At 74.6% G+C, this 20,106-nt stretch carries 19 protein-coding genes, 1 tRNA gene and 1 pseudogene; 10 read left to right on the top strand and 11 right to left on the bottom strand.

Features of this window, described 5'->3' with window-relative positions:
- The first annotated feature begins 51 nt into the window (after positions 1 to 51).
- A complete protein-coding gene (locus PH190_RS19395) occupies positions 52 to 492 on the top strand; it encodes a GtrA family protein (RefSeq protein WP_274233165.1) in 441 nt (146 codons plus the stop codon).
- A gap of 222 nt (positions 493 to 714) precedes the next feature.
- Here the strand turns inward: PH190_RS19395 and PH190_RS19390 are convergent, their stop codons facing one another.
- The 5 genes from PH190_RS19390 to PH190_RS19370 form a co-directional block, all read right to left on the bottom strand.
- The gene (locus tag PH190_RS19390; RefSeq protein WP_274233164.1) at positions 715 to 4,293 is read right to left on the bottom strand and encodes an arabinosyltransferase domain-containing protein; all 3,579 of its coding nucleotides are present in this window, start codon (positions 4,291 to 4,293) and stop codon (positions 715 to 717) included.
- A gap of 89 nt (positions 4,294 to 4,382) precedes the next feature.
- Entirely contained in the window at positions 4,383 to 5,309 is a 927-nt protein-coding gene (gene glfT1, locus PH190_RS19385; protein WP_274233163.1) for a galactofuranosyltransferase GlfT1, read from the bottom strand.
- Complete coding sequence (gene wzt / locus PH190_RS19380; protein WP_274233219.1) at positions 5,306 to 6,103, bottom strand: galactan export ABC transporter ATP-binding subunit Wzt/RfbE; 798 nt, start codon at positions 6,101 to 6,103, stop codon at positions 5,306 to 5,308. Before wzt ends, glfT1 begins: the two co-directional genes overlap by 4 nt.
- Before the next feature lie 5 nt (positions 6,104 to 6,108).
- The gene (gene wzm / locus PH190_RS19375; protein ID WP_274233162.1) at positions 6,109 to 7,062 is read right to left on the bottom strand and encodes a galactan export ABC transporter permease subunit Wzm/RfbD; all 954 of its coding nucleotides are present in this window, start codon (positions 7,060 to 7,062) and stop codon (positions 6,109 to 6,111) included.
- 92 nt (positions 7,063 to 7,154) lie between these two features.
- Positions 7,155 to 7,739, bottom strand: coding sequence for a bacterial proteasome activator family protein (locus PH190_RS19370; RefSeq protein ID WP_274233161.1), 585 nt, complete (start codon positions 7,737 to 7,739; stop codon positions 7,155 to 7,157).
- Between the two features lie 119 nt (positions 7,740 to 7,858).
- Here PH190_RS19370 and PH190_RS19365 point away from each other — a divergent pair, with 119 nt between their 5' ends.
- Positions 7,859 to 9,076 (top strand): cysteine desulfurase-like protein, encoded by a 1,218-nt coding sequence (locus PH190_RS19365; RefSeq protein ID WP_274233160.1) that lies wholly within the window; start codon positions 7,859 to 7,861, stop codon positions 9,074 to 9,076.
- A gap of 237 nt (positions 9,077 to 9,313) precedes the next feature.
- Here the strand turns inward: PH190_RS19365 and PH190_RS19360 are convergent, their stop codons facing one another.
- Positions 9,314 to 10,324, bottom strand: a complete 1,011-nt coding sequence (locus PH190_RS19360; protein WP_274233159.1) for an NAD(P)H-quinone oxidoreductase — start codon at positions 10,322 to 10,324, stop codon at positions 9,314 to 9,316.
- Positions 10,325 to 10,411: 87 nt separating this feature from the next.
- Here PH190_RS19360 and PH190_RS19355 point away from each other — a divergent pair, with 87 nt between their 5' ends.
- Positions 10,412 to 10,879, top strand: a complete 468-nt coding sequence (locus tag PH190_RS19355) for a MarR family winged helix-turn-helix transcriptional regulator (protein WP_274233158.1) — start codon at positions 10,412 to 10,414, stop codon at positions 10,877 to 10,879.
- 21 nt (positions 10,880 to 10,900) lie between these two features.
- Positions 10,901 to 10,985 (top strand) — tRNA-Ser (locus PH190_RS19350).
- Between the two features lie 4 nt (positions 10,986 to 10,989).
- Here the strand turns inward: PH190_RS19350 and PH190_RS19345 are convergent.
- Positions 10,990 to 11,454 carry a VOC family protein gene (locus tag PH190_RS19345; RefSeq protein WP_274233157.1) on the bottom strand — a complete coding sequence of 155 codons (465 nt, stop codon included), beginning with the start codon at positions 11,452 to 11,454 and terminating at the stop codon, positions 10,990 to 10,992.
- 69 nt (positions 11,455 to 11,523) lie between these two features.
- Between PH190_RS19345 and PH190_RS19340 the strand changes: the two genes are divergently transcribed.
- Positions 11,524 to 11,916: a VOC family protein gene (locus PH190_RS19340; RefSeq protein ID WP_274233156.1), complete on the top strand. Its 393-nt coding sequence runs from the start codon at positions 11,524 to 11,526 to the stop codon at positions 11,914 to 11,916.
- Between the two features lie 6 nt (positions 11,917 to 11,922).
- Here PH190_RS19340 and PH190_RS19335 read toward each other — a convergent pair whose 3' ends face one another.
- Both PH190_RS19335 and PH190_RS19330 read right to left on the bottom strand, forming a co-directional pair.
- Positions 11,923 to 12,144 carry a hypothetical protein gene (locus PH190_RS19335; RefSeq protein WP_274233155.1) on the bottom strand — a complete coding sequence of 74 codons (222 nt, stop codon included), beginning with the start codon at positions 12,142 to 12,144 and terminating at the stop codon, positions 11,923 to 11,925.
- A gap of 93 nt (positions 12,145 to 12,237) precedes the next feature.
- Positions 12,238 to 12,915, bottom strand: a complete 678-nt coding sequence (locus tag PH190_RS19330) for a DUF1990 family protein (protein WP_274233154.1) — start codon at positions 12,913 to 12,915, stop codon at positions 12,238 to 12,240.
- Between the two features lie 97 nt (positions 12,916 to 13,012).
- On the opposite strand from PH190_RS19330, the gene PH190_RS19325 reads away from it, so the two are divergent.
- Both PH190_RS19325 and PH190_RS19320 read left to right on the top strand, forming a co-directional pair.
- Positions 13,013 to 13,729, top strand: coding sequence for a DUF1990 family protein (locus PH190_RS19325; protein ID WP_274233153.1), 717 nt, complete (start codon positions 13,013 to 13,015; stop codon positions 13,727 to 13,729).
- Between the two features lie 63 nt (positions 13,730 to 13,792).
- Positions 13,793 to 14,755, top strand: a pseudogene (locus PH190_RS19320) (acyltransferase family protein); the annotation flags it as partial.
- Positions 14,756 to 14,838: 83 nt separating this feature from the next.
- Here the strand turns inward: PH190_RS19320 and hisC are convergent.
- The gene (gene hisC / locus PH190_RS19315; RefSeq protein ID WP_274233152.1) at positions 14,839 to 15,891 is read right to left on the bottom strand and encodes a histidinol-phosphate transaminase; all 1,053 of its coding nucleotides are present in this window, start codon (positions 15,889 to 15,891) and stop codon (positions 14,839 to 14,841) included.
- A gap of 98 nt (positions 15,892 to 15,989) precedes the next feature.
- On the opposite strand from hisC, the gene PH190_RS19310 reads away from it, so the two are divergent.
- Together PH190_RS19310 and PH190_RS19305 are read left to right on the top strand one after the other, a co-directional pair.
- Positions 15,990 to 16,742, top strand: a complete 753-nt coding sequence (locus PH190_RS19310; RefSeq protein WP_274233151.1) for a dienelactone hydrolase family protein — start codon at positions 15,990 to 15,992, stop codon at positions 16,740 to 16,742.
- 45 nt (positions 16,743 to 16,787) lie between these two features.
- Complete coding sequence (locus PH190_RS19305; RefSeq protein ID WP_274233150.1) at positions 16,788 to 18,539, top strand: phosphatidylglycerol lysyltransferase domain-containing protein; 1,752 nt, start codon at positions 16,788 to 16,790, stop codon at positions 18,537 to 18,539.
- A gap of 50 nt (positions 18,540 to 18,589) precedes the next feature.
- On the opposite strand, the gene PH190_RS19300 is transcribed toward PH190_RS19305, so the two are convergent.
- On the bottom strand, positions 18,590 to 19,210 hold the full coding sequence (locus PH190_RS19300; RefSeq protein WP_274233149.1) for a TetR/AcrR family transcriptional regulator: 621 nt from the start codon (positions 19,208 to 19,210) through the stop codon (positions 18,590 to 18,592).
- Between the two features lie 57 nt (positions 19,211 to 19,267).
- Here PH190_RS19300 and PH190_RS19295 point away from each other — a divergent pair, with 57 nt between their 5' ends.
- A complete protein-coding gene (locus tag PH190_RS19295) occupies positions 19,268 to 20,065 on the top strand; it encodes an SDR family NAD(P)-dependent oxidoreductase (RefSeq protein WP_274233148.1) in 798 nt (265 codons plus the stop codon).
- Positions 20,066 to 20,106: the final 41 nt, after the last annotated feature.

Here is a 20,106-nt window from a genome sequence, read left to right as displayed (position 1 = left end):
CCGCGCGACACCCCGACGAGGTCGGGGTGCGGGGGCTCGTACCCTCGACGCATGACCGTGACCGGCCCCGACACCGGCGAGCGACCCGCGCCGCTCGGCCTCAAGGCCCAGATCGTGCGCTTCGTCGCGATCGGCGCCGTCGCCGCGGCCGTCGACCTCGGCGTCTACGCCGGGCTCCTCGCGCTGAGCACCTGGGCGCCGCTGGCCAAGGCGGTGTCGTTCATCCTCGGCACCACGACGGCCTACCTGCTCAACCGGCGCTTCACCTTCGCCTCCTCCTCGGGCGGCGCGGGGCGGTTCCTGGGCTTCGTGGTGCTCTACGGCTCGACCTTCGCGGTCAACGTCGGCGTCGCCGCGCTCGTGCTGCACGTCATGGACGCGCCGTCGATCGACCCCGGCCCCCTCGCCGGCTTCCTGTCCTGGTTCATCGCCCAGGCCTGCGCCACGACGATCAACTTCGTCGTCATGCGGACGGTCATCTTCCGCGACTGACGCCCCCGGCCCGGCCCCGGAGCGTTCTCCCGGGCGTTGTCCCCGGACCGCAGCGAACGGGCGGTTCGCTGCTTCTACGCGCCGGAACTCCCCGTTCGCTCGGCGCCTGGGGAGGCTCCGTCGCTCGCGAGCGGGGAGTTCGCGCGCCTAGAGGCAGCGAACAGCGCGTTCGCTGCCAAACCCCCCGCCGCCAACCCCCCGCTCCAACCCCCCGCGCGTCGCTCAGCGCGAGGGCGAGGGCGTCCCGGGCGGCGGGTCGCCGATGGGCCCGGGGGTGTAGGTCCCCGAGATCTCGCGCTGGCCGCGGATGACGGTCGGCGCCACGGCGTCCGGGGTGTACGGGTCGAGGCGCTCGACGATGCCCCAGTCGCGCTGGGGCTGGCCCTCGAGGTAGGTCGGCAGCTCGGTGCGCCGCTCCAGGACCTCGATCCACCCGAGCGGCCCGCCGGCGTTGGCCGACGACCAGTTCACGCCGCCGGGACGCAGCTGGCTCGCGTCGGCGATGAGGCGGTAGCGCGCGACCTCGGCGATGCCGTCGCGCACGTCGAACGGCCGCAGGCACGGGCTCGCGAACTGCACCGGCCACTCGAGGTAGCCCGGGTTCTCCGGCCCGAGGATCTCGGTCAGCGGCACGAGCTGGGGTCCGCGCATCGGGGCGATCGCGAGCCAGCCGTCGGGACCCAGCGCGCGGTCCTGGGCGATGAGCCGCACCTCGTCGGCCTGCGCGCCCCGGCCGGCGGCCAGGTTGAGCCGGATCTCGCGCCAGCCCGGCTCGCCGAACCGGCCGTCGTCGATCGGGTCCTGCCCGAGGATGCGGACGCGGCCGTCGGGCAGGCGGTCGGCGTACTGCAGCGTGAGGAAGTTGCCGCCGTTGAGCCGCCCGGCGACGGTGAGGACGAGCGGCGTGGTGCCCGCGCGCAGCTCGTCGTCGAGCGAGTACCAGTCGGTGCGCAGGACGCCGGTGCCCGTGCCCGCGTCGTCGTAGGACCCGAGCGCCTCGTCGGCGAGCCCGTTGCGCAGCGAGTACTCGTAGCCCGACACCCCGGTGCCGCCGCCGACCGGCGGGCTCGCGCCGGCGAGAGAGAAGCCGGAGTTCGCGGGCCCGGGCTCGACGAGCTGGGCCTCGGGCGCCGACGCCGGCACGGTGTTGGCCGGCAGCGGCGCCGGGGTGGGCGTGGCGGAGGTGGTGGCCCCGGGCGTCGTGGACGTCGAGGGCGGGGTGGTGGTCGTCGTGCCGCCGCCGTCGGTGCCGCTGGTCGCGTCGCTGCCCGCCGAGCCGTCCGAGCCGTCCGAGCCGTCCGTGCCCGCGGCGGGGGCCGTCGTGGGGGTGGGCGGGGCGACGGTCGGCAGCACGCCGGGGTCCGACGGCGCGAGCCCGGTGGGCGCGGGCGCGGCGGGCAGGACGCCGGCGAGGGTCGAGCCCTCGACGCGCACCCGGTCGGCCAGGCCACAGCTGCCGCCGAAGGGGTGGTCGAGGACGTCGCCGCCGAGGGAGAAGCTGCCGGCCTGGGCCTCGATGCCGTCGGTCATCGACACCATCTCGAACGCGAGCAGCGCCGCGCAGACCAGCGCGATCGGCGCCGAGCCCACCCGAAGCGCCCGGGCCCGGCGTTCGACGGTCGAGCCGCCGCGGGTGCGGCGCAGCTTGCCGAGCGCCTCGCGGGGCGGGGCGAGCACCGCGCCCATCGCGGACGCCGCCGCCGACGGCTTGCCCGGCTCCTCGGGCTGCGCCGGCGGGTCGGGCCGCGGCACGCCGCGGATGTGCTCGATCCCCGCGACGATCAGCAGGATCACCGAGACGCCGAGGCACAGCGTGTACACCGGCCACGGCTCGGTGAGGCCGTAGCCGAAGGGCCAGCCGTCCCAGATCGGCGGCCCGCCGGCGAACGGGACGCCCCAGTTGTTCGTGTACCACCAGGTGTTCGGGCCGGTGAACGCCAGCGCGAGCACCGCGAACAGGGCGGCGAGGAACAGCATGCGGTTGCGCCGCGAGCGCAGGACGTCCGACGAGGTGGCCAGCGCCGTCAGCGCGGCCATGCCGGCGCCGAGGGCGGCGAACGCGCCGAAGTGGTGGGTCCACTTCGTCGGTGTCAGGGCGAGGACGACGAACGCGATGACCGACGACCCGATGAGGCGCTGCGACGGCCCGAGCGCCGCCCCGGCGATCTTGTCGCGGCGCAGCAGCACGACCATGCACACGGCGATGCCGAGCATCAGCAACAGCACGGGGAAGCGGCGCGCGAGCGAGCCGTCGGCCGCCGTGCCGAACAGCGACTGGTAGCGCACGACCTCCTGGAACCAGCTCCAGTTCGGCCCCAGCAGCGTGCGCAGGCGGGTGGCCTCCCACACCGCGGACCAGGTCTGGTCGGAGTAGATCGCGACGAGCACGAGGAGACCGGACGCCGTCACCGGCGCGAGGACGGGCAGCCAGCCGCCGAAGCGCACCCGCTCCATGACGAGCTTCCACAGCGGCCGGGCCGCGGCGAGGAACGGGGCGACGGCGATGAAGCCCGTGGGCGTCGCGGCGACCGCGAACGCCGCCGCGAGCAGGCCGAGCGCGACGGGGGCGAGGCGGCGCGTCGCGACCCCGCGCTCCACCGCGCAGAACGCGAGCAGGGCGGAGATGACGACGACCGGCTCGGGACGCAGGCCGTTGTTGTAGGGCAGCCAGAACGCGAGGAAGACCATCGCCGCGGCCCAGGCCGCGGCCTTCGACCGGCGGACCTGCTGGCCCAGCCGCGGCAGCATCTCGCGGCTGATGAGGAGCCAGGACACGATCCCCATGGCCACCGACGGCACGCGCAGCCACAGCACCGAGTCGTCGATGCGTATCCACTGCGCGTAGAGCTCGTAGAACCAGCCGAACGGCGCCTCGGGAACGTTGAACCAGCGGTAGTAGTTGCCGATGTAGCCCGCCGACTCGCGCCCGCGCGCGATCCCGAGGATGTAGCCGTCGTCGGAGGTCTGGCTACCGATGACGGCCCAGACGCCGAGCACGGCGGTGACCACGAGGTCGCGTCCGGTCGGCCACCACCAGCCCTTCGGCGCCAGGCGCGGCGCCCGCCGGCCGGCGCGCACGTCGAGGGCGTGCAGCGCCCACACCCCGCCCGCGACGGCGAGCACGGCGAGGACGCCGGCGAGCACCTTGAGCGTCGTCGGCGATGTCTCGAACCGCGTGTCCGGCGTGATCGACACCGAGACGCCGGCGACGTCGTCCTGCCCGTCGTCGAGGTCGGAGTAGATCCCCACGACCTGCGGGCGGGCGTCGAACGGCAGCCGGATCTCCTGGCCGATGCCGAGGTCGATGAGGGTGGAGCCGGCGTCGGAGACGATCCGCACCGTGCAGTCGCCGGGCGGCACCGCGGCGTTGGCCATCTGCTGGCCGCGGTCGTTGAGGACGAGCTGGCCGTTCTCCACGGTCAGGCGCATGCCGACCTGCGCGCCCGGGTCGGACAGCACCGGGTACGTGGAGACGACCGTCGCCGTGCCGGTCGAGCGCGCGTCGAGCTCCTGGACCGCCCGGCACGGCACGGTGATGCTCATCGTCTCGGGCCGGTAGGCCACCAGCGGGGCGTCGACCGGACGGGTGCCGGTGGTCGCGCTGGGCCACGTGATCGTCGCGGTGTCCTGGACCACCGGCAGGAACGGGAACAGCAGCGCCAGGCCGGTGCCGAGCAGGCCCAGCCCGACCGCGAGCAGCCGCAACCAGCGCGGGCCCCGGGTCGGACGCCCCCCGTCCGGGGTCTCGGACACATCCGCGCCCGGGCGCCCCGGGCTGACGGTCTGTTCCGAGGTCAGCACGCTGCGAGGCTAGTCGGGGGGTCGGTGGCCCCCGTGAGGCGGACCTCCCCGTGGGGCACCTGTGGGTGATGCGTGAGGTGGATGGGACCTCAGCGGCGCAGGAAACGCTCGCGGCGGCCGAGGCGGACCAGCGCGAGCCACTCCCGCAGCGCGGCCGGGTCGCGCCGCGAGACGAGGAAGTACCAGGCGAAGCGCAGGTGCTCGATCGCGCCGAACTTCCGCAGCCCGGGCTGGGCGAGCAGGTAGCCGCGGTTGCGGTAGGTGTAGTACCGCTTCGTCGCGTCTCCCGGGTCCTGGGCGTGCACGCGTCCGCCGAGCATCGGCTTGAACTCCGCCGACCCGTCGGGGTGCACGTACGCGGTGGTCAGGCACGTCCCGTACGGCAGGCCCGACCGCGACAGCCGGCGGTGCACCTCGACCTCGTCGCCCCGGACGAACAGCCGCAGGTCGGGGACGCCGACGACGTCGAGGGTCGACGCGCGGAACAGGGCGCCGTTGAACAGGTGCGCGATCCCCGGCAGGAGCTCCTCGTCGCCGTACGCGGCGAGCTCGCTGCGCCGGCGCATCCAGCGCAGGCCCTGGCGCAGGGGGAACGCGAGCCGGTCGGGGTCGGCGATGTCGGCGATCACCGGTGAGACCTCCGCGAGCCCCCGCCGCCGCGCGACGTCGAGCAGGGTCGCGAGCACGTGCTCGTCGACCGGCCGGCCGTCGTCGTCGGCGAGCCAGAGCCAGTCGGTGCCGCGCGCGAGCGCGGTGAGCATGCCCAGCGCGTAGCCGCCGGCGCCGCCGAGGTTGTGGTGCGACGGCAGGTAGGTGACGGGCAGCCCGCAGCTCTCGACGACCGCGCGGGTCTCCTCGTCGGGGCCGTTGTCGACGACGACGAGGTGGTCGGGCCGGCGGGTCTGCTTCGCGATCACCGCGAGGCCGTCGACCAACAGGTCCGCCCGCTGCCGGGTGACGACGACGGCGGTGACGGTCTCGGTATCGGCGGCGGTGTCGGCGGTGTCGGGGCTCACCCGGAGCTGCCCGCCCGATCGAGGCGCTCGAGGGTCTCCGCGCTGAGGTTCTCGAAGACGTCGCGGCCCTTGTAGTGGCTGACGACGTCGCGCAGCGGGCCCTGCTCGCGGATGACGCCGCCGTCCATCCAGATCGCGGTGTCGCAGAGCTCGACGAGGAACTCGTCGGAGTGCGAGGCGAACACGAGCATCCCGGAGCGTCCGACGAGGTCGCGCAGCCGGTCGCGGGCCTTCTCCAGGAACGCGGCGTCGACCGCACCGATGCCCTCGTCGAGGATGAGGATCTCGGGGTCGATCGAGGTGACCACGCCGAGCGCGAGCCGCACCCGCATGCCGGTGGAGTAGGTGCGCAGCGGCATGTTCAGGTAGTCGCCGAGCTCGGTGAAGTCGGCGATCTCGTCGACGCGGCGCTCCATCTCGCGGCGGGTCATGCCGAGGAACAGGCCGCGGATGAGGATGTTCTCGTAGCCGGAGATCTCGGGGTCCATGCCGACGGCGAGGTCGAAGACGGGCGCCACGCGGCCGCGGATGCTCGCCCGCCCGCGCGTCGGCTCGTAGATGCCGGCGAGCAGGCGCAGCAGCGTCGACTTGCCCGCGCCGTTGTGCCCGACGAGCCCGACGCGGTCGCCCTGCCCGAGGGTCAGGTCGACGTCGCGCAGCGCCTCGACCACCGGCACCTTCTGCGCGCTGATCCGCCCGCCCGCGCGGCCCAGTACGGACTTCTTGAGCGACCGGTTCTTGGCGTCGAAGATCGGGAACTCGACGCTGGCCCCGCGGACCTCGATGCTGACCATGGCGCTCACACCCAGTACGCGACGCGGGAGCGGTAGTTGCGCAGCGCGATGAGCGCCAGCGCCCAGCCGACGACGGTGATCCCGCCGGCGACCGCCCAGTGGGTCCAGCTCTGCATCTGGCCCACGAGCGGCGCCCGGAAGATCTCGATGAAGTGGTAGAAGGGGTTCAGCTTCGCGAGCTGCTCGATGATCGCCTTGATGCTGCCCGGCTCGCCGCCGCGCAGCAGGTCCGTGGTCCAGATGATCGGCGTCATCGTGAAGAACAGCTGCATGAAGCTGCCGACCACCGGCGGGATGTCGCGGAAGCGGGCCGAGATGATGCCGAACAGCAGCGTCACCCACATGCCGTTGATCACGATCAGCACGAACGCCGGGATCGCGAGCAGCGCCCACCAGCTCAGACCCGGGTGCAGGACGCCGGGCAGGTCCGCGGTGCCCGGCACGATGTTGACCATGCGGTAGGGCTCGTCGAGCTGCCGGAAGAAGATCGCGAGCACCACGACGTAGACGACGACGTTGTGCGCGAAGAAGAGGATCTGGCGCCACACCGTGCGGAACACGTAGATCATCAGCGGCGCCGGGAGGAACCGGATGAGGCCCTCGTTGGCGATGAAGGTCTCGGTGCCCTCCAGCACGCACGCACTGATGAAGTACCAGATCATGAACCCGACGGTCACGTACGGCATGAACGTGCCGATGGGCTGGCCGAACAGCTGCGAGTAGAGCCCGCCGAGCGCGGCGGCGGTGACCGCCATGCTGATCGTGATCCACAGCGGGCCGATCACCGAGCGGCGGTAGCGCTGCTTGATGTCCTGCCAGCCGAGGTGGCCCCAGAGCTCGCGCTGGGCGATCGCGGCCCGGATGTCCGCGAACGCGCGTCCCCAGCTGCGCGGGGACGGCGCGTGCTCCACGGGCGCCGAGTCGTCGGCGTCCTGGCGCGCGAGTGCGGGGACGGCCACGAGGCGTGAGCGTACCTGCGCGGGGGCACGGTCCCGGTGGACCGGCTCGCGCAGTGGCCCGCCTCTCGTGCCGCCTCTCGCCCCGGCGCCCGTCAGAGGTACTGGCCGGTGGCCTGACCGCCGCCCGCGGACGCCCCGGACCCGGCGGGCAGCCCGCGGCGCATCTGCTCGAGCTGCACCTTCGCCGCCATCTGCTGGGCGACGAGCGCGGTCTGGATGCCGTGGAACAGGCCCTCGAGCCACCCGACGAGCTGGGCCTGGGCGATGCGCAGCTCGCCCGCCGTCGGCGCCTCCTCGGCGGAGAACGGCTCGATGAGGCGGCCGAGCTCCTCGCGCAGCTCCGGCGCGAGCGCGGACTCGAGCTCGCGCAGCGACGAGGTCTGGATCTCGCGCAGGCGCCCGCGGCTGGCGTCGTCGAGGTCGGTCTCGCGGACCTCCTCGAGCAGCTGCTTGATCATCATGCCGATGCGCATGACCTTCGCGGGCTCCTCGACGGCCTCGGAGAGGTCCTCGCGGCGCTCCGCCGGCGCCGGGGTGCCGTCGACGGCCTGCGCCTCGGGCTCCTGGCCGTCGTCGGGGACCCGCACGGTGCCGACCGGCTGCCCGTCCGGGCCGACGATCATGACCTGGTCGCCGGGGGTGGGCGCGGAGGGACGGTTCCCGGGTGCCTCGCTCATGCCTCCATCCTCCACGCGACGGCGCCGTGCGCTCGTCCGGCGCCCGCCCACCGCCCGCTGATGTCACCTGAGCTGACCGCCGTCGTCGGCCCGCGTGTCGCTCCGTACCCTCCGAAGGCATGACGTTCGACGTCGCTCGGGTCCGCGGGCTGGTGCCTGCGCTGGGTGACGGATGGGTGCACCTGGACGGTCCGACGGGCATGCAGGTCCCCGAACAGGTGGCGACGGCCGTGTCCTCGGCACTCCGTGCACCCGTCTCCCGGCCCGGTGGCGTGTTCCCCGCCTCGCAGCGCGGCGGCGCCATCATCGAGGCCGCCCGGCGCGCGGTCGCGGACCTCGTCGGCGCCGACCCCAAGGGCGTCGTCCTCGGTCCCGGGCCGGCCCCGCTGCTCGAGCGGCTTGCCGACGCCCTGGGCGCCGACTGGGACCTCGGCGACGAGGTCGTCGTGTCCCGCCTCGACGACACCGCGAACGTGGCCCCCTGGGAGCGGGCGGCGCAGCGCGCGGGCGGGCGGCTGCGCACCGCCGAGATCGACGTCGAGACCTGCGAGCTGCCGAGCTGGCAGTTCGACGAGCTCCTGGGCGAGCGCACCCGGGTCGTCGCCATCACCGCGGCCGACCCCGCGATCGGCACGCGCACCGAGGTCGCCGCGATCGCGCGCAAGGTCCACGCCCTGCCGCACCGGGGCGCCGGGGTCGAGCCGCTGATGGTCGTCGACGCGAGCGCGGCCGCGCCGTTCCTGCCGCTGGACCTCGACACGATGGGCGCCGACGTCATGGTGCTCTCGGCGGCGGCGTGGGGCGGGCCGCCGGTGGGCGCGCTGGTGTTCCGCAACCCCGACCTGCTCGACCGCCTGCCCGCGGCCTCCCTCGACGCGTCGGCGAAGGGGCCCGAGCGCCTCGAGGTCGGCGACGCCCCGTACGCCCTGCTCGCCGGGCTCGTCGCGTCGATCGACTACCTCGCCGACCTCGACGACCACGCCGCCGGCCCCCGCCGCGACCGCGTGCTGACCTCCATGAGCTCGGTGCGCAGCCACCAGGACGAGCTGACCGCCTACCTCGTCTCCGAGCTGCGCTTCCTGCCCGGCGTCATGGTCATCGGCGAGCCCCCGCGCCGCATCCCGGTCGTCGCCTTCACCGTCGCCGGGCGCACGGCCCGCGAGGTCGCCGAGCGCGTCGCGGAGCACGGCGTCTGCGTGCTCACCGACACCGGCGACGCCGGCGCGCTCGAGGTGCTGGGCGGGGCCGAGGTCGGCGGCGTCGTCCGCGTCGGCCTCGCGCACTACACCACCCGCGCCGAGATCGACACGCTCGTCAGCGCCCTCGCCCGCCTCTGAGCCCCCGACGCCGCGGTGCGCCCGGGCGCCTCGGGGTGCCTGGGGTGTCGCGGCGGGGTGCCAGGGGTGTCGCAGCGGGGTGCCCGGGGTGTCGCAGCGAAGGTCACGTCCGCTGCGTCCCACGCAGCGAACGCGACCCTCGCTCCTCGCAGGCCCGGTGACGCGCCCGGAGCGAGGGTGACCCTCGCTGCGTCCTGCGCCGCCGAGGAGTCCTTCGCTCCACCGGCGCGTCCAGCCTCAGCCGCCCAGCACCCCGTCCTCGTCCTGCACGACGAGCACGAGCTTGCCGACGACCCCGCCCGCGTCGAGCGCCTCGTGCGCCCGGGACGCCTCGGCGGCGGGGAGGTACTCGTGGATCACCGGGCGGACGCGGCCCTGGCCCACGAGCGGCCAGAGGTCGTCCCGCGTGGCGGCGACGATGACGCCCTTGCCGTCGGGGCCCTCGACGGGCCGACCGCGCAGGGTGGTGGTGCTGATCGAGAGCCGCCGACCGAGCATGGAGCCGAGGTTGATCTCGGTCTTCGCGCCGCCCATGAGCCCGATGATCACGAGGCGCCCGCCGGTCGCGAGCGACGCGAGGTTCGCCGTCAGCATCGAGGCGCCCATGTTGTCGAGGATGACGTCGACGCCGCGGTCGTCGGTGGCCTTCGCGACCTCGTCGGGCAGCTCGTCGTGGTAGTCGATCGCGAGGTCGGCGCCGAGGTCCAGGCAGGCCTGCAGCCGCTCCGGCGAGCCCGCGGTGGCGATCACCCGCGCGCCCAGGGCCTTGCCCACCTGGATCGCGTGGGTGCCGATGCCGCCCGACCCGCCGTGCACGAGGAGCGTCTCACCCTCGCGCAGGTGCCCGGTCATGGCGAGGTTCGACCACACCGTGCACGCGACCTCGGGGAGCCCGCCGGCGTCGGTCAGCGACACGCCGTCGGGCACCGGGAGCAGCTGGACCGCCGGGACCGCGACCTTCTCGGCGTAGCCCCCGCCGGCCAGCAGCGCGCAGACCTCGTCGCCGACCGACCACCCCGTCACCCCGGCGCCCAGGGCCGAGATCCGTCCCGAGCACTCCAGCCCCGGGATCTCCGACGCGCCGGGCGGCGGCGGGTAGTTGCCCTGGCGCTGCATGACGTCGGCGCGGTTGACGGCCGAGGCGACGACGTCGACGACGACCTCGCCCTCGCCGGGCTCCGGGTCGGGGTGCTCGACCCACTCGAGGACCTCGGGACCGCCGGGCTCGCGGATGCTGATCGCGTACACGGGGCGCGACGCTAGCGGCGACGCGCGGGTGGCGCCGGTCCGCCGCGTCCCGTACCACGGGTACGTGTTCCGCACTATCCTGCGGGGATGGCCGAGCATGAGCCGCGCTGGCTCGACCCCGTCGAGTGGCACGCGTGGCGGAACTACATCGTGGGCCAGGCCCTCCTCGCGGGCCGGCTCAACCGCGAGCTGTCGGACGCGCACGGGCTCTCGCTGGCCGACTACGAGATCCTGGTGCGCCTCTCCGAGCAGCAGGACCACCGGATGCGGATGAGCCTGCTCGCCGAGGAGGTCGTCGCGTCCAAGTCGCGGCTCTCCCACCAGGTCTCGCGGCTCGAGGCCGACGACCTCGTGCGCCGCGAGCTGTGTCCCTCCGACGGCCGCGGGGTCTTCGCCGTCCTCACCGACCACGGCTTCGACGTGCTGCGCCGCGCGGCGCCCGACCACCTCGAGGGCGTGCGCGCGCACTTCGTCGACCTGCTCGACGACCACGAGCGCAAGGTCATCGGCGACGTGTTCGAGCGCGTCGTGACCAAGCTGCGCGCCGACTCCTGACCGGCCCTTACCCTGGCCCGCGGAAGCGTGGCAGAGCGGCCGATTGCATCCGCCTTGAAAGCGGACGTCACGAGAGTGACCGGGGGTTCGAATCCCCCCGCTTCCGCAGGTCAGGCGCCGGGCGGCTGACCGAGGAGCGCGCGTCCCCGGGCGACGATCTCGTCGGTCGACAGGTCCTCCTGGTGGGCGAGGAACACCCACACGTGGCCGAACGGGTCGCGCAGCATGACCGACCGGTCGCCGTAGAACATGTCGGTCGGCTCCTGGAGCACCTCGGCCCCGGCCCGCGCCGCACGGGCGGCGAGGTCGTCGACGTCCTGGACGTAGACGTGCAGGCCGACGGTGCTCCCACCCGGACCGGGCGGGGCGAAGGGTGCCTCGGCGTCGCCCAGCATGAACACCGACGACCCGATCGCCATCTCGGCGTGGATCACCGTGCCGTCGGGGGCGTCGATCGTGAACAGCTCCTCCGCGCCGAAGGCCTCGCGGTAGAAGGCCATGGCCCTCCTCGCGCCGTCGACCATGACGTGCGGGATGACCACCGCCCGGTAGCGCTCTGGTGTGCTCGTCGCCATGCCGCGACGCTAGGAGCTCGACCGAGGTCGAGGTCAACGACGCCGCCCGAGCGACCGAGGAGGAGAGCCGTGCCGTTCGCGATCGCCCTGCCCACCGCCGACCGGCGGGTCGCGCACGACTTCTACCGCGCGGCGTTCGACCTGGAGGCCGTCGGCGAGCCCGCCGAGGACGGCGTGCCCGAGCCGCTCCGGTTCCGCCTCGGCGCGGACGTCGAGCTCGTCCTCATCCCCACCGGCGGCTTCGGCTGGGTGACGGCCGACCACGAGGTCGCGCCGCGGGGGACGAGCGAGTGCCTGCTGAACCGGATCGTGGGCTCGCCGGCCGAGGTCGACGCCCTCACCGAGCAGGCCCGCGCGGCCGGGGCCACCGTCGTCGTGGCGCCGGGTGACCCCGGCTGGGGCCACCAGAGCACCGTCGCCGACCCGGACGGCCACCTGTGGCTGATCCAGGTCGGCTGGTGACGTGACCTAGGGACGCTCCTCGCCCGGGTCCTCGTCGCGCAGCCTGTCGAGGATCTCCTGGACCTCGTCGCGGTGGCGCGGCGGCCGGACGCGCCGGTTCTCGAAGGCGTTGCGCTGGAACTGCGGGGCGAGGGCGCGCCAGACCTCCTTCTTCATGGCGTCGTCCACGGCGTGCGCCAGCTCGCCGTCGGGCTCGGCCGGAGGGGTCGGGTCCTCGTCGCCGCTCATCGATCACCTCGGCACGTCGTGGGTGAGGAGAGGGTGCCCCGCCGGGCCGGTCGCACACCACCGACTTCGGGTCAGGTCCCGGCCTCGACCCGGTCAGCCCGTCGGCGCCACCACGACGTCGCCGGGCCCGATCCGGCGGGGCTCCGGACGCGGCGCGCCCGCGTGGACCTCGGCCACGAGCCGGGCGAGGCGGTTGCTCGCGGCGCGGTAGAACCGGGTCTGCGTCCAGCGCCCGAACACCCCGAAGCCCAGGGCGACGACCGGGTTGGGGATGGCGGCGCGGCTGGAGACCCCGGTGATGACGAACTCGACCCGGCCGGTGTCCAGGTTCTTGATCACCTCGTACACCAGCCGGCCCCGTTCCAGGTGGTGCTCGAGGGTCCGGTAGCTCCAGCCCCAGGAGCGCTCGCGGGTGCCGTCGGCCCGGTCGCGGACCTCGTCCACCTCGGCGTCGACCCGCACCCCCATGGGGAAGCGCAGCACCGTGAACCGGCCCTCGAGCAGCATGTCCCGCCCCACGAGCGGGGCGTCGGCGTGGAAGTACGCCCGCATGATCTTCGGGTGGGCGAACTCGTAGTCGTGCACGAGGCGGCAGGCCAGCCGGAACGGTCCGTCGGCCACCGGCTCGCCGGGCACCTCGTCGCCGAGCAGGTGCCGGACGCGGTCGTGGTGCCAGCCGCGCCCCTCGGTGTCGGACGGGTCGTAGTTCAGCCTGTACTCGGCGATCTCGCGCAGCCCGCGCGCCGGATCGGGGTGGGCCGTGAACCTCACGCGGTGGTCTCCCTCGCTGGGCAGGTACCTGACGGGTCGGAGCCGGACGGCCCGGGGCATGCTGTCATCGCCGGTCGGCTACCCACGGAGGATGGTCATGCGACGCCTCTTCTCGAGCCGCCCCCCGCTCGGTCGTCTCCGGCGCGGCTGGGGTGCCCTGATCATGGCCAACCGGCACCTGCGGGCCCTGCGGATCATCGAGCGCGAACGGACCGGCGGCGGCGCCACCGACCTGCCGGCGCCCTGGCCCCTCGCGCTGGTCGACGAGCGGACCAAGACCTACGCGCACGGGCACGGGCCGCTGTTCCACCGGACGTTCTCGGTCCGGGCGGTGGACGCCCGCCACGACGCCGCCGAGCTGATCGAGACCCTCTCCCGCGACCTCGACGCGGGCGCGCCGCCGCACGTCGTGACGTTCGCGCGCGAGCGGGGCGAGCCCGGGCGGATGCTCCTCGGTGACGAGTACCGCGTCTACATGCCCGCGCCGTGGGACGGGCCGGTGCGCGTGATCCTGCGCACCGAGCGGTCGTTCCGCTTCGGCACGCTCGCGGGCCACCTCGAGGCCGGCCAGATCGAGTTCCGCGCGTCCGACGTCGAGCCGGGCGTCGTCGACTTCGAGATCGAGGTCTGGTCCCGGGCCGGCGACCGCGCCGCCGAGCTCTTCTACCGCCGGCTGGTCGTCGGCCGCGAGGTGCAGGCGGGCCTGTGGGTGCAGTTCTGCCTGGGCGCGGTGCGCCTGCTCGAGGGGCGCCGGGAGGGCAAGGTGCGGGAGATCACCCGTCGTGTGCCGGCGCGTGAGCTGGACACCTGCTGACCTCAGCCGCACCGTGGCGTCGTCACAGCACCCTCTCAGGATCCACTCCCAGCATCGCGCCCCGTGGGTCGGACACGGCAGCTGAGCTGGGACGTCGTGCGCGTCGCCGCCGTCACGAGCGTCGTCGTCCAGCACGCCACCCACTCGGTCATCGGCGTCATGCCGTGGCTGCCGCCCATGCCGTTCGACTGGGCCGTCGAGGCCGGCGCGAACACGCTCATGGTCGTCTCGGCGTTCTTCGTGTGTCGGACGCTGGCGACGCGGCCGCCGGGGCGCTGGTGGGTCGACCGGCTGGCGCGCCTCCTGCCCGCCTACGTCGTCGCCGTGACCGTCACCTACCTCGCGACCCTGTGGGCCGCGGACTTCGGCTACCCGCGGCCCACCGGCGACGTCCTCATCGGGAACCTCCTGCTGCTGCAGACCTGGGACCCGGCGATCCCGTACCTCGACCACTCGTACTGGACGCTGCCCGCGCAGCTGGGCGTGTTCACGCTCGCCGCGGTGGCCGCCGCGGGCCTCGGGCGCGGGTTCTGGCGCCGACGCTGGACGCTCCCGCTCGTGGCCTGGGGCGGCGTCGTCGTCCCGGTCCTGGTCATGGAGCTCGCGGCACCCGACGGGCTCGCGACGCGGGTGCTGCACGGCCTGGTGATGTTCCGGTGGCAGTGCTTCGGGATCGGGCTCGCGGTGTGGCTGTGGTCGCGCGGACGCCTGGGACTGCCGCACCTCGTCCTGCTCGTGGTCGCCGGCCTCGTCGCCGAGGACCTGCACGAGCCCGACCTGCCCTCGGTGCTCGCCCTCGGGTTCGCCGTGGTCGGGATCGCCGCGGCGGCCGCCGGGCGCGACTGGGGCGTGCTGCGCGTGGGCCCGCTGCCACGCGTCGTCACCTGGCTCGCCGGCATCTCCTACGGCGTCTACCTCGTCAACCAGCAGCTCGGCTACTTCGCCGCCTGGGCGTTCGAGGCGACCGCCGGCCACCACCCGTGGTGGCGCCTCGCGCTCGTCGTCGCCTGCGCGGTCCTGCTGGGCTGGGCGCTGACCGCCCTCGTCGAGCGACCGGCGCACGGGTGGCTGGTCCGGCGCCCGCAGCCCACTCAGCCCACTCAGCCCGTTCAGCCGCCGAACGAGCCCGCCGCGGCGAGGAACAGGTCGACCTCCTCGGCCGTCCCCGCGCTGACCCGCACCCCGAAGCCGTCGAACGCCCGCACGACGACCTTGTTCTCCAGCGCGTGCTCGGCGAACGCCAGCGCGCGGTCGCGCAGCGGCAGCCAGACGAAGTTGGCCTGCGAGGGCGGCACCTCGTACCCCTGCGAGCGCAGCACCTCGGTCATCCGCGCCACCTCGGCGACCGCCCCGGCGCAGTCGGCGAGCAGCTCGTCGAGGTGGTCGAGCGCGGCGAGTGCCGCGGCCTGCGCGGGCGCGGACACGGCGAAGGGCACCGAGACCCCGCGCAGCGCGGCCGCGAGCTCGGCCGGGCCGACCGCGTAGCCGACGCGCAGGCCGGCGAGGCGGTGGGCCTTCGAGAAGGTCCGCAGCACGCAGATGTTGTCGTGCTCGGCGGCGAGCGCGAGGCCGTCGGGGACGGCGGGGTCGGCGACGAACTCGCGGTAGGCCTCGTCGAGCACCACGAGCACGTCGGACGGGACGCGGGCGAGGAAGGCCCGCAGCGCGGTCTCGTCGACGGCCGTGCCGGTCGGGTTGTTCGGGTTGCAGACGAAGACGATGCGCGTGCGCGGGGTGATCGCGTCGGCCATGGCGTCGAGGTCGTGGACGTGGCCCGGGGTCAGCGGCACCGTCACGGCCTGCGCGTGCCCGGTGAGCGAGACGATCGGGTAGGCCTCGAACGACCGCCACGCGAACACGACCTCGTCCCCGGGCGCGCACATCGCCTGGACGAGCTGGCCGCACAGCGCCACCGACCCGCAGCCGACCGCGATCCGCGCCGGGTCGACGCCGTGGTGCTCGGCCAGGCGCGCGGTCAGTGTCGTGACGGCGATGTCGGGATAGCGGTTGCCGGCCTCGGCCGCGCGCTCGATCGCCGCGCGCACCGCGGGCAGCGGCGGCAGCGGCATCTCGTTGCTCGCGAGCTTGACCGCCCCCGGCACGGTGCGACCGGCGACGTAGGTGGGCAGGGCGGCGAGGTCGTCTCGGAGGCGCACGGGCACGGTCACCACGGTAAACGCCGGTCGACGTCGTCCGTCCGGCCCGCGGTGATCGACCGGGCGCCCGGGCCGACGGGCCGCCGACGTGGAAGGCTGAACGCATGACGGGCTTGCACACCGAGACCATCCCGCTGGTCGACGAGACGCAGCTGCGGGTGACGATCGGGGAGCCGGACGGTGCGGTGCGCGGCGGTGTCGTCGTGCTGCACGAGTCGCGGGGCGTCACGTCGCGCACGCAGGCCATCGTCGAGGCGCTCGCGGGGGAGGGCTGGCTCGCCGTCGCCCCGCACCTCTACCACCGCGACGACCCCGGCATCGACGAGCAGACCGGCGACGCCGAGGCCGTCGACCGCGCCGCCGCCGCGATCACCGGCGAGTCGGTCCTCGCGGACTCCGACGCCGCCTTCGGCGTGCTCGCCGGCCGCGGCGTCCCCTCCGACCGCATGGCCGTCCTCGGGTTCGACCTCGGCGCCACCGCCGCGCTCGTCGTCGCCGCGCAGCGCTCGCTGGGTGCGGTCATCACGGTGTCCGCGGCCGGTGTCGCGAAGCCCCTGTCGGCGGGGCTGCCGGCGCTGCTCGACGTCGTCGGCGAGCTGACCTGCCCGTGGCTCGGGCTCTACGGCGAGCGCGGCGACCCGGTCGACCCCACCGAGGTCGACCGGCTGCGCGAGGCCGCCCACGCCTCGGGCCGCGTCGTCGACGTCGTCGTCTACCCGTCGCGGGAGCACCGCTTCGACGCCGACGAGCAGGCCGCCGTGCAGCCGGATCCCCTGGACGAGGGGAACTCGGAGGAGGCGACCAAGATGGAGGCGCGCAGCCGCGTCCTGAACTGGTTGGATGCGCACCTGCGCTAGTGCGCGCTGGTGGGCGGGTCACCGCTCACCCCGACCGGAGGGCACATGACGTCGGGTGTGCGGGCCGATCGCCCCACGACGGCCGCCGTCGAGGGCCGCTTCGCCCGGTTCCGCGGGCGTCGCGTCGCGCGGGTGGTCACCTGGGCCGCCCGCGTCGCCGGCCTGCTCACGGTCCTGTCGATCCTGACGCCCCTGCTGCGCAAGCGCCTGCAGCCGGCCACCTGGTTCGGGCTGCCCCCGGAGGCCACGCTCGTCGGCACCGTCGTCGTCGCGACCCTCGGCATCGGGCTGATGATGCTGGCCACGGGCCTGCGGCGGCGCAAGCGCCGGGCGTGGCAGCTCGCCGTCGCGGCGTGCGTGCTGCTCATCGCGTCGCACGTCGTCGGGCGGCACGCCCTGGTGCCGACGGTCGTGGTCGCGGTGCTGCTCGTCGGCCTGCTGCTGACCCGCCGCGAGTTCACCGCCCTGCCCGACCCGGTCGGCCCGCTCGCCGCGGTGCGGGTCGTGGTGCAGATGCTCGTCGGCGGCTTCGCCACCGTCCTGCTGCTGCTCCTGGTCCGCCCGTCCCTGCTGGTCGGGCCGCCGACCCTGGAGGACCGGCTCGCGCACGCGGGGCTGTCGCTGGTCGGGGTCAGCGGGCCCGTGCGGTTCGCGGCGGGGTGGTTCGACGACCTCACCGCCGTGCTCGGGCTGACGTTCGGCGTCGCCGCGGTGGTGCTCGGCGGCTACTTCCTGCTGCGCTCCGTCGAGCCGCGCCCGGCGCTGAGCGAGGAGGACGGGGCACGCATCCGCGAGCTGCTCGCCCGCCACGGCCGCGCCGACTCGCTGGGCTACTTCGCGCTGCGCCGGGACAAGTCGGTGGTGTTCTCGCCGACGGGCAAGGCGGCCGTCGCGTACCGGGTGGTGGCCGGGGTGGCGCTGGCGTCGGGCGACCCGCTCGGCGACCTCGAGGCCTGGCCCGGCGCGATCACCGAGTTCCTCGCGACGTGCCGGCGCTACGGCTGGGTGCCCGCGGTGCTCGGCTGCTCGGAGGCCGGCGCGCGGGTGTGGCTGCGCGAGGGCGGGCTCGACGCGCTGGAGCTCGGGGACGAGGCCGTCGTCGACGTCGCCACGTTCTCGCTGCAGGGACGGTCGATGCGCACCGTCCGCCAGGCCGTGTCCCGGATCAGGCGCGCGGGCTACGAGACCACCGTGCGCCGCCTGCGCGACGTGCCCGCCGACGAGCTGGCGGCGCTGCGCGACCTCGTCGCCCGCTGGCGGGGCGGGCCGGCCGAGCGCGGCTTCTCGATGGCGCTCTCGCGGGTGGCCGACGGCGACGCCGACCCCGAGGCCGTGCTCGTCGTCGCGACCGCCGAGGGCGAGGTGCGCGGCGTGCTGCAGTTCGTGCCCTGGGGGACCGAGGGGCTCTCGCTCGACATCATGATCCGCGACCCGACGGTGCCCGAGAACGGGCTCAACGAGCTGCTCATCGCCGAGCTCCTCGGCGCCTGCCGGGGCCTCGGCGTCGACCGGGTGTCGCTGAACTTCGCCGTCTTCCGCTCGGCGCTCGAACGCGGGGAGAAGATCGGCGCCGGGCCGGTGGCGCGGCTGTGGGCGCGGCTCCTGCGCACCGCGTCGCGGTGGTGGCAGATCGAGACGCTCTACCGGTTCAACGCCCGCTTCGGGCCCGCCTGGGTGCCGCGGTTCCTGGTCTTCGACGCGGTGCGCGACCTGCCCCGCATCGCCGTCGCCGCCTTCGAGGCCGAGGGCTACGGCGGGCGCCCGCCGGCCCTGCTGCGGCTGCTGCGCCGTACCTGACACCGCGTGGCAGGTGGTCCCGTGAGCAGCGAACGCGCTGCTCGCGGCCTCTACGCGCGCGAACTCCCCGCTCGCGCCGTGGCCCGGACCAACAGCGGGTCGAGGATCTGGTCGAGGACGGCCTCGAGCGGGCGGCCGGACCGCTCGGGCTGGCTGAGCACGATGCCGCCCTGGAGCGCGGCGACCATCCCGGTGGCGAGGAGGTCCGCGTCGGCGTCCGGGTCGACCTCCCCGGCCTCCTGCATCCGCCGCACCCCGGCCGCCAGCGCGTCCTTCCACGCCGTCATCGACGTCGTGATCAGCGAGGCGGTGTCGGGGTCGGCGGCCGCGGCCTCGGTGGCGAGCGACCCGATGGGACAGGCCCAGCGCCCCTGCCCCAGGTAGTAGTCGACGAGCCCGTCGCGCCACCGCCGCCACGATCCCCAGGAGCCGAGATCGTGGATCTCCGGCTCCTGCGCGGCCAGCAGCTGCTCGCCCTCCCACACGGCGACCTCGCGCACGAGCTCGGTCTTGCCGCCGGGGAAGTAGTGGAACAGCTGGCTCTTGCTGGTCAGCGTGGCCGCGCGGACGGTCTCGAGCGTCGTGCCGCCGATGCCCGCCGCGAGGATCTGCTCGCCGGTCGCCTCGATGATCCGCTGGCGGGTCCGCCGCCCCTTCTCCGTCGTGGCCACGGGGTCGATCCTACGCCGAGATGGACCACGCGGTCCAAAGCGTGCTACGAATGGACCGTGCAGTCCAACGATGACGTGCTCCGTTCCCTCCCCACCGACCACCGGCTCGCCGGCCGCACCGCCCTCGTCACGGGGGCCACCAGCGGCATCGGCGAAGCCGTCGCCCGCGTGCTCGCCGCCTCGGGCGCCGAGGTCCTCGTCACCGGGCGCGACGCCGCCCGCGCGGCGCGGGTCGTCGACGCGATCGCCGCCCACGGCGGCCGGGCGCACGCGCTCACCGTCGACCTCGCGGGTCCCGCCGACGGCGTCCGCGCGTTCGCCGCCGAGGCGACGTCGCTGCTCGGCGGCCGGGTCGACGTGCTGGTCAACAACGCCGGCGTCTACCCGGTCGGCCCGACCGACGCGCTCGGCGACACCGACCTCGACGCGGTCCTCGCCACCAACGTCCGCGCGCCCCACCTGCTCGTCGCCGCGATCGCCCCGTCCATGGCGGCGCGTGGCGAGGGCGCGATCGTCAACATCGGGTCGTGGATGTCCCGCGTTGGTATCCCGATGGGCGCCGCGTACACCGCCAGCAAGGCCGCCGTCGAGCAGATGACGCGCACGTGGTCCGCCGAGTACGGGCCGCGCGGGGTGCGGGTCAACACCGTCGCCCCGGGTGCGACCGCGACGCCCGGCAACGCCGACTCCGCCGACGTGCTCGAGGCCATGACGAAGGCGACGGTCGCCGGGCGCCCTGTTCGTCCCGTCGACGTCGCCTACGCGGTGCGCTTCGCGGTCACCGACGAGGGCGCGTTCCTGCACGGCGGCTCGATCGACGTCGACGGCGGGATCACCTACACCCGCGTGGCCTGAGCCCGGGCGAGGGACGCCGTCGCTGCGTGGGAGGCAGCGAG

It is taken from the genome of Actinomycetospora straminea, assembly GCF_028737255.1.
Taxonomy (GTDB): domain Bacteria; phylum Actinomycetota; class Actinomycetes; order Mycobacteriales; family Pseudonocardiaceae; genus Actinomycetospora; species Actinomycetospora straminea.
The sequence above is the reverse complement of the archived record's forward strand: the minus strand, read 5'-3'. Positions and strand labels throughout refer to the sequence as shown.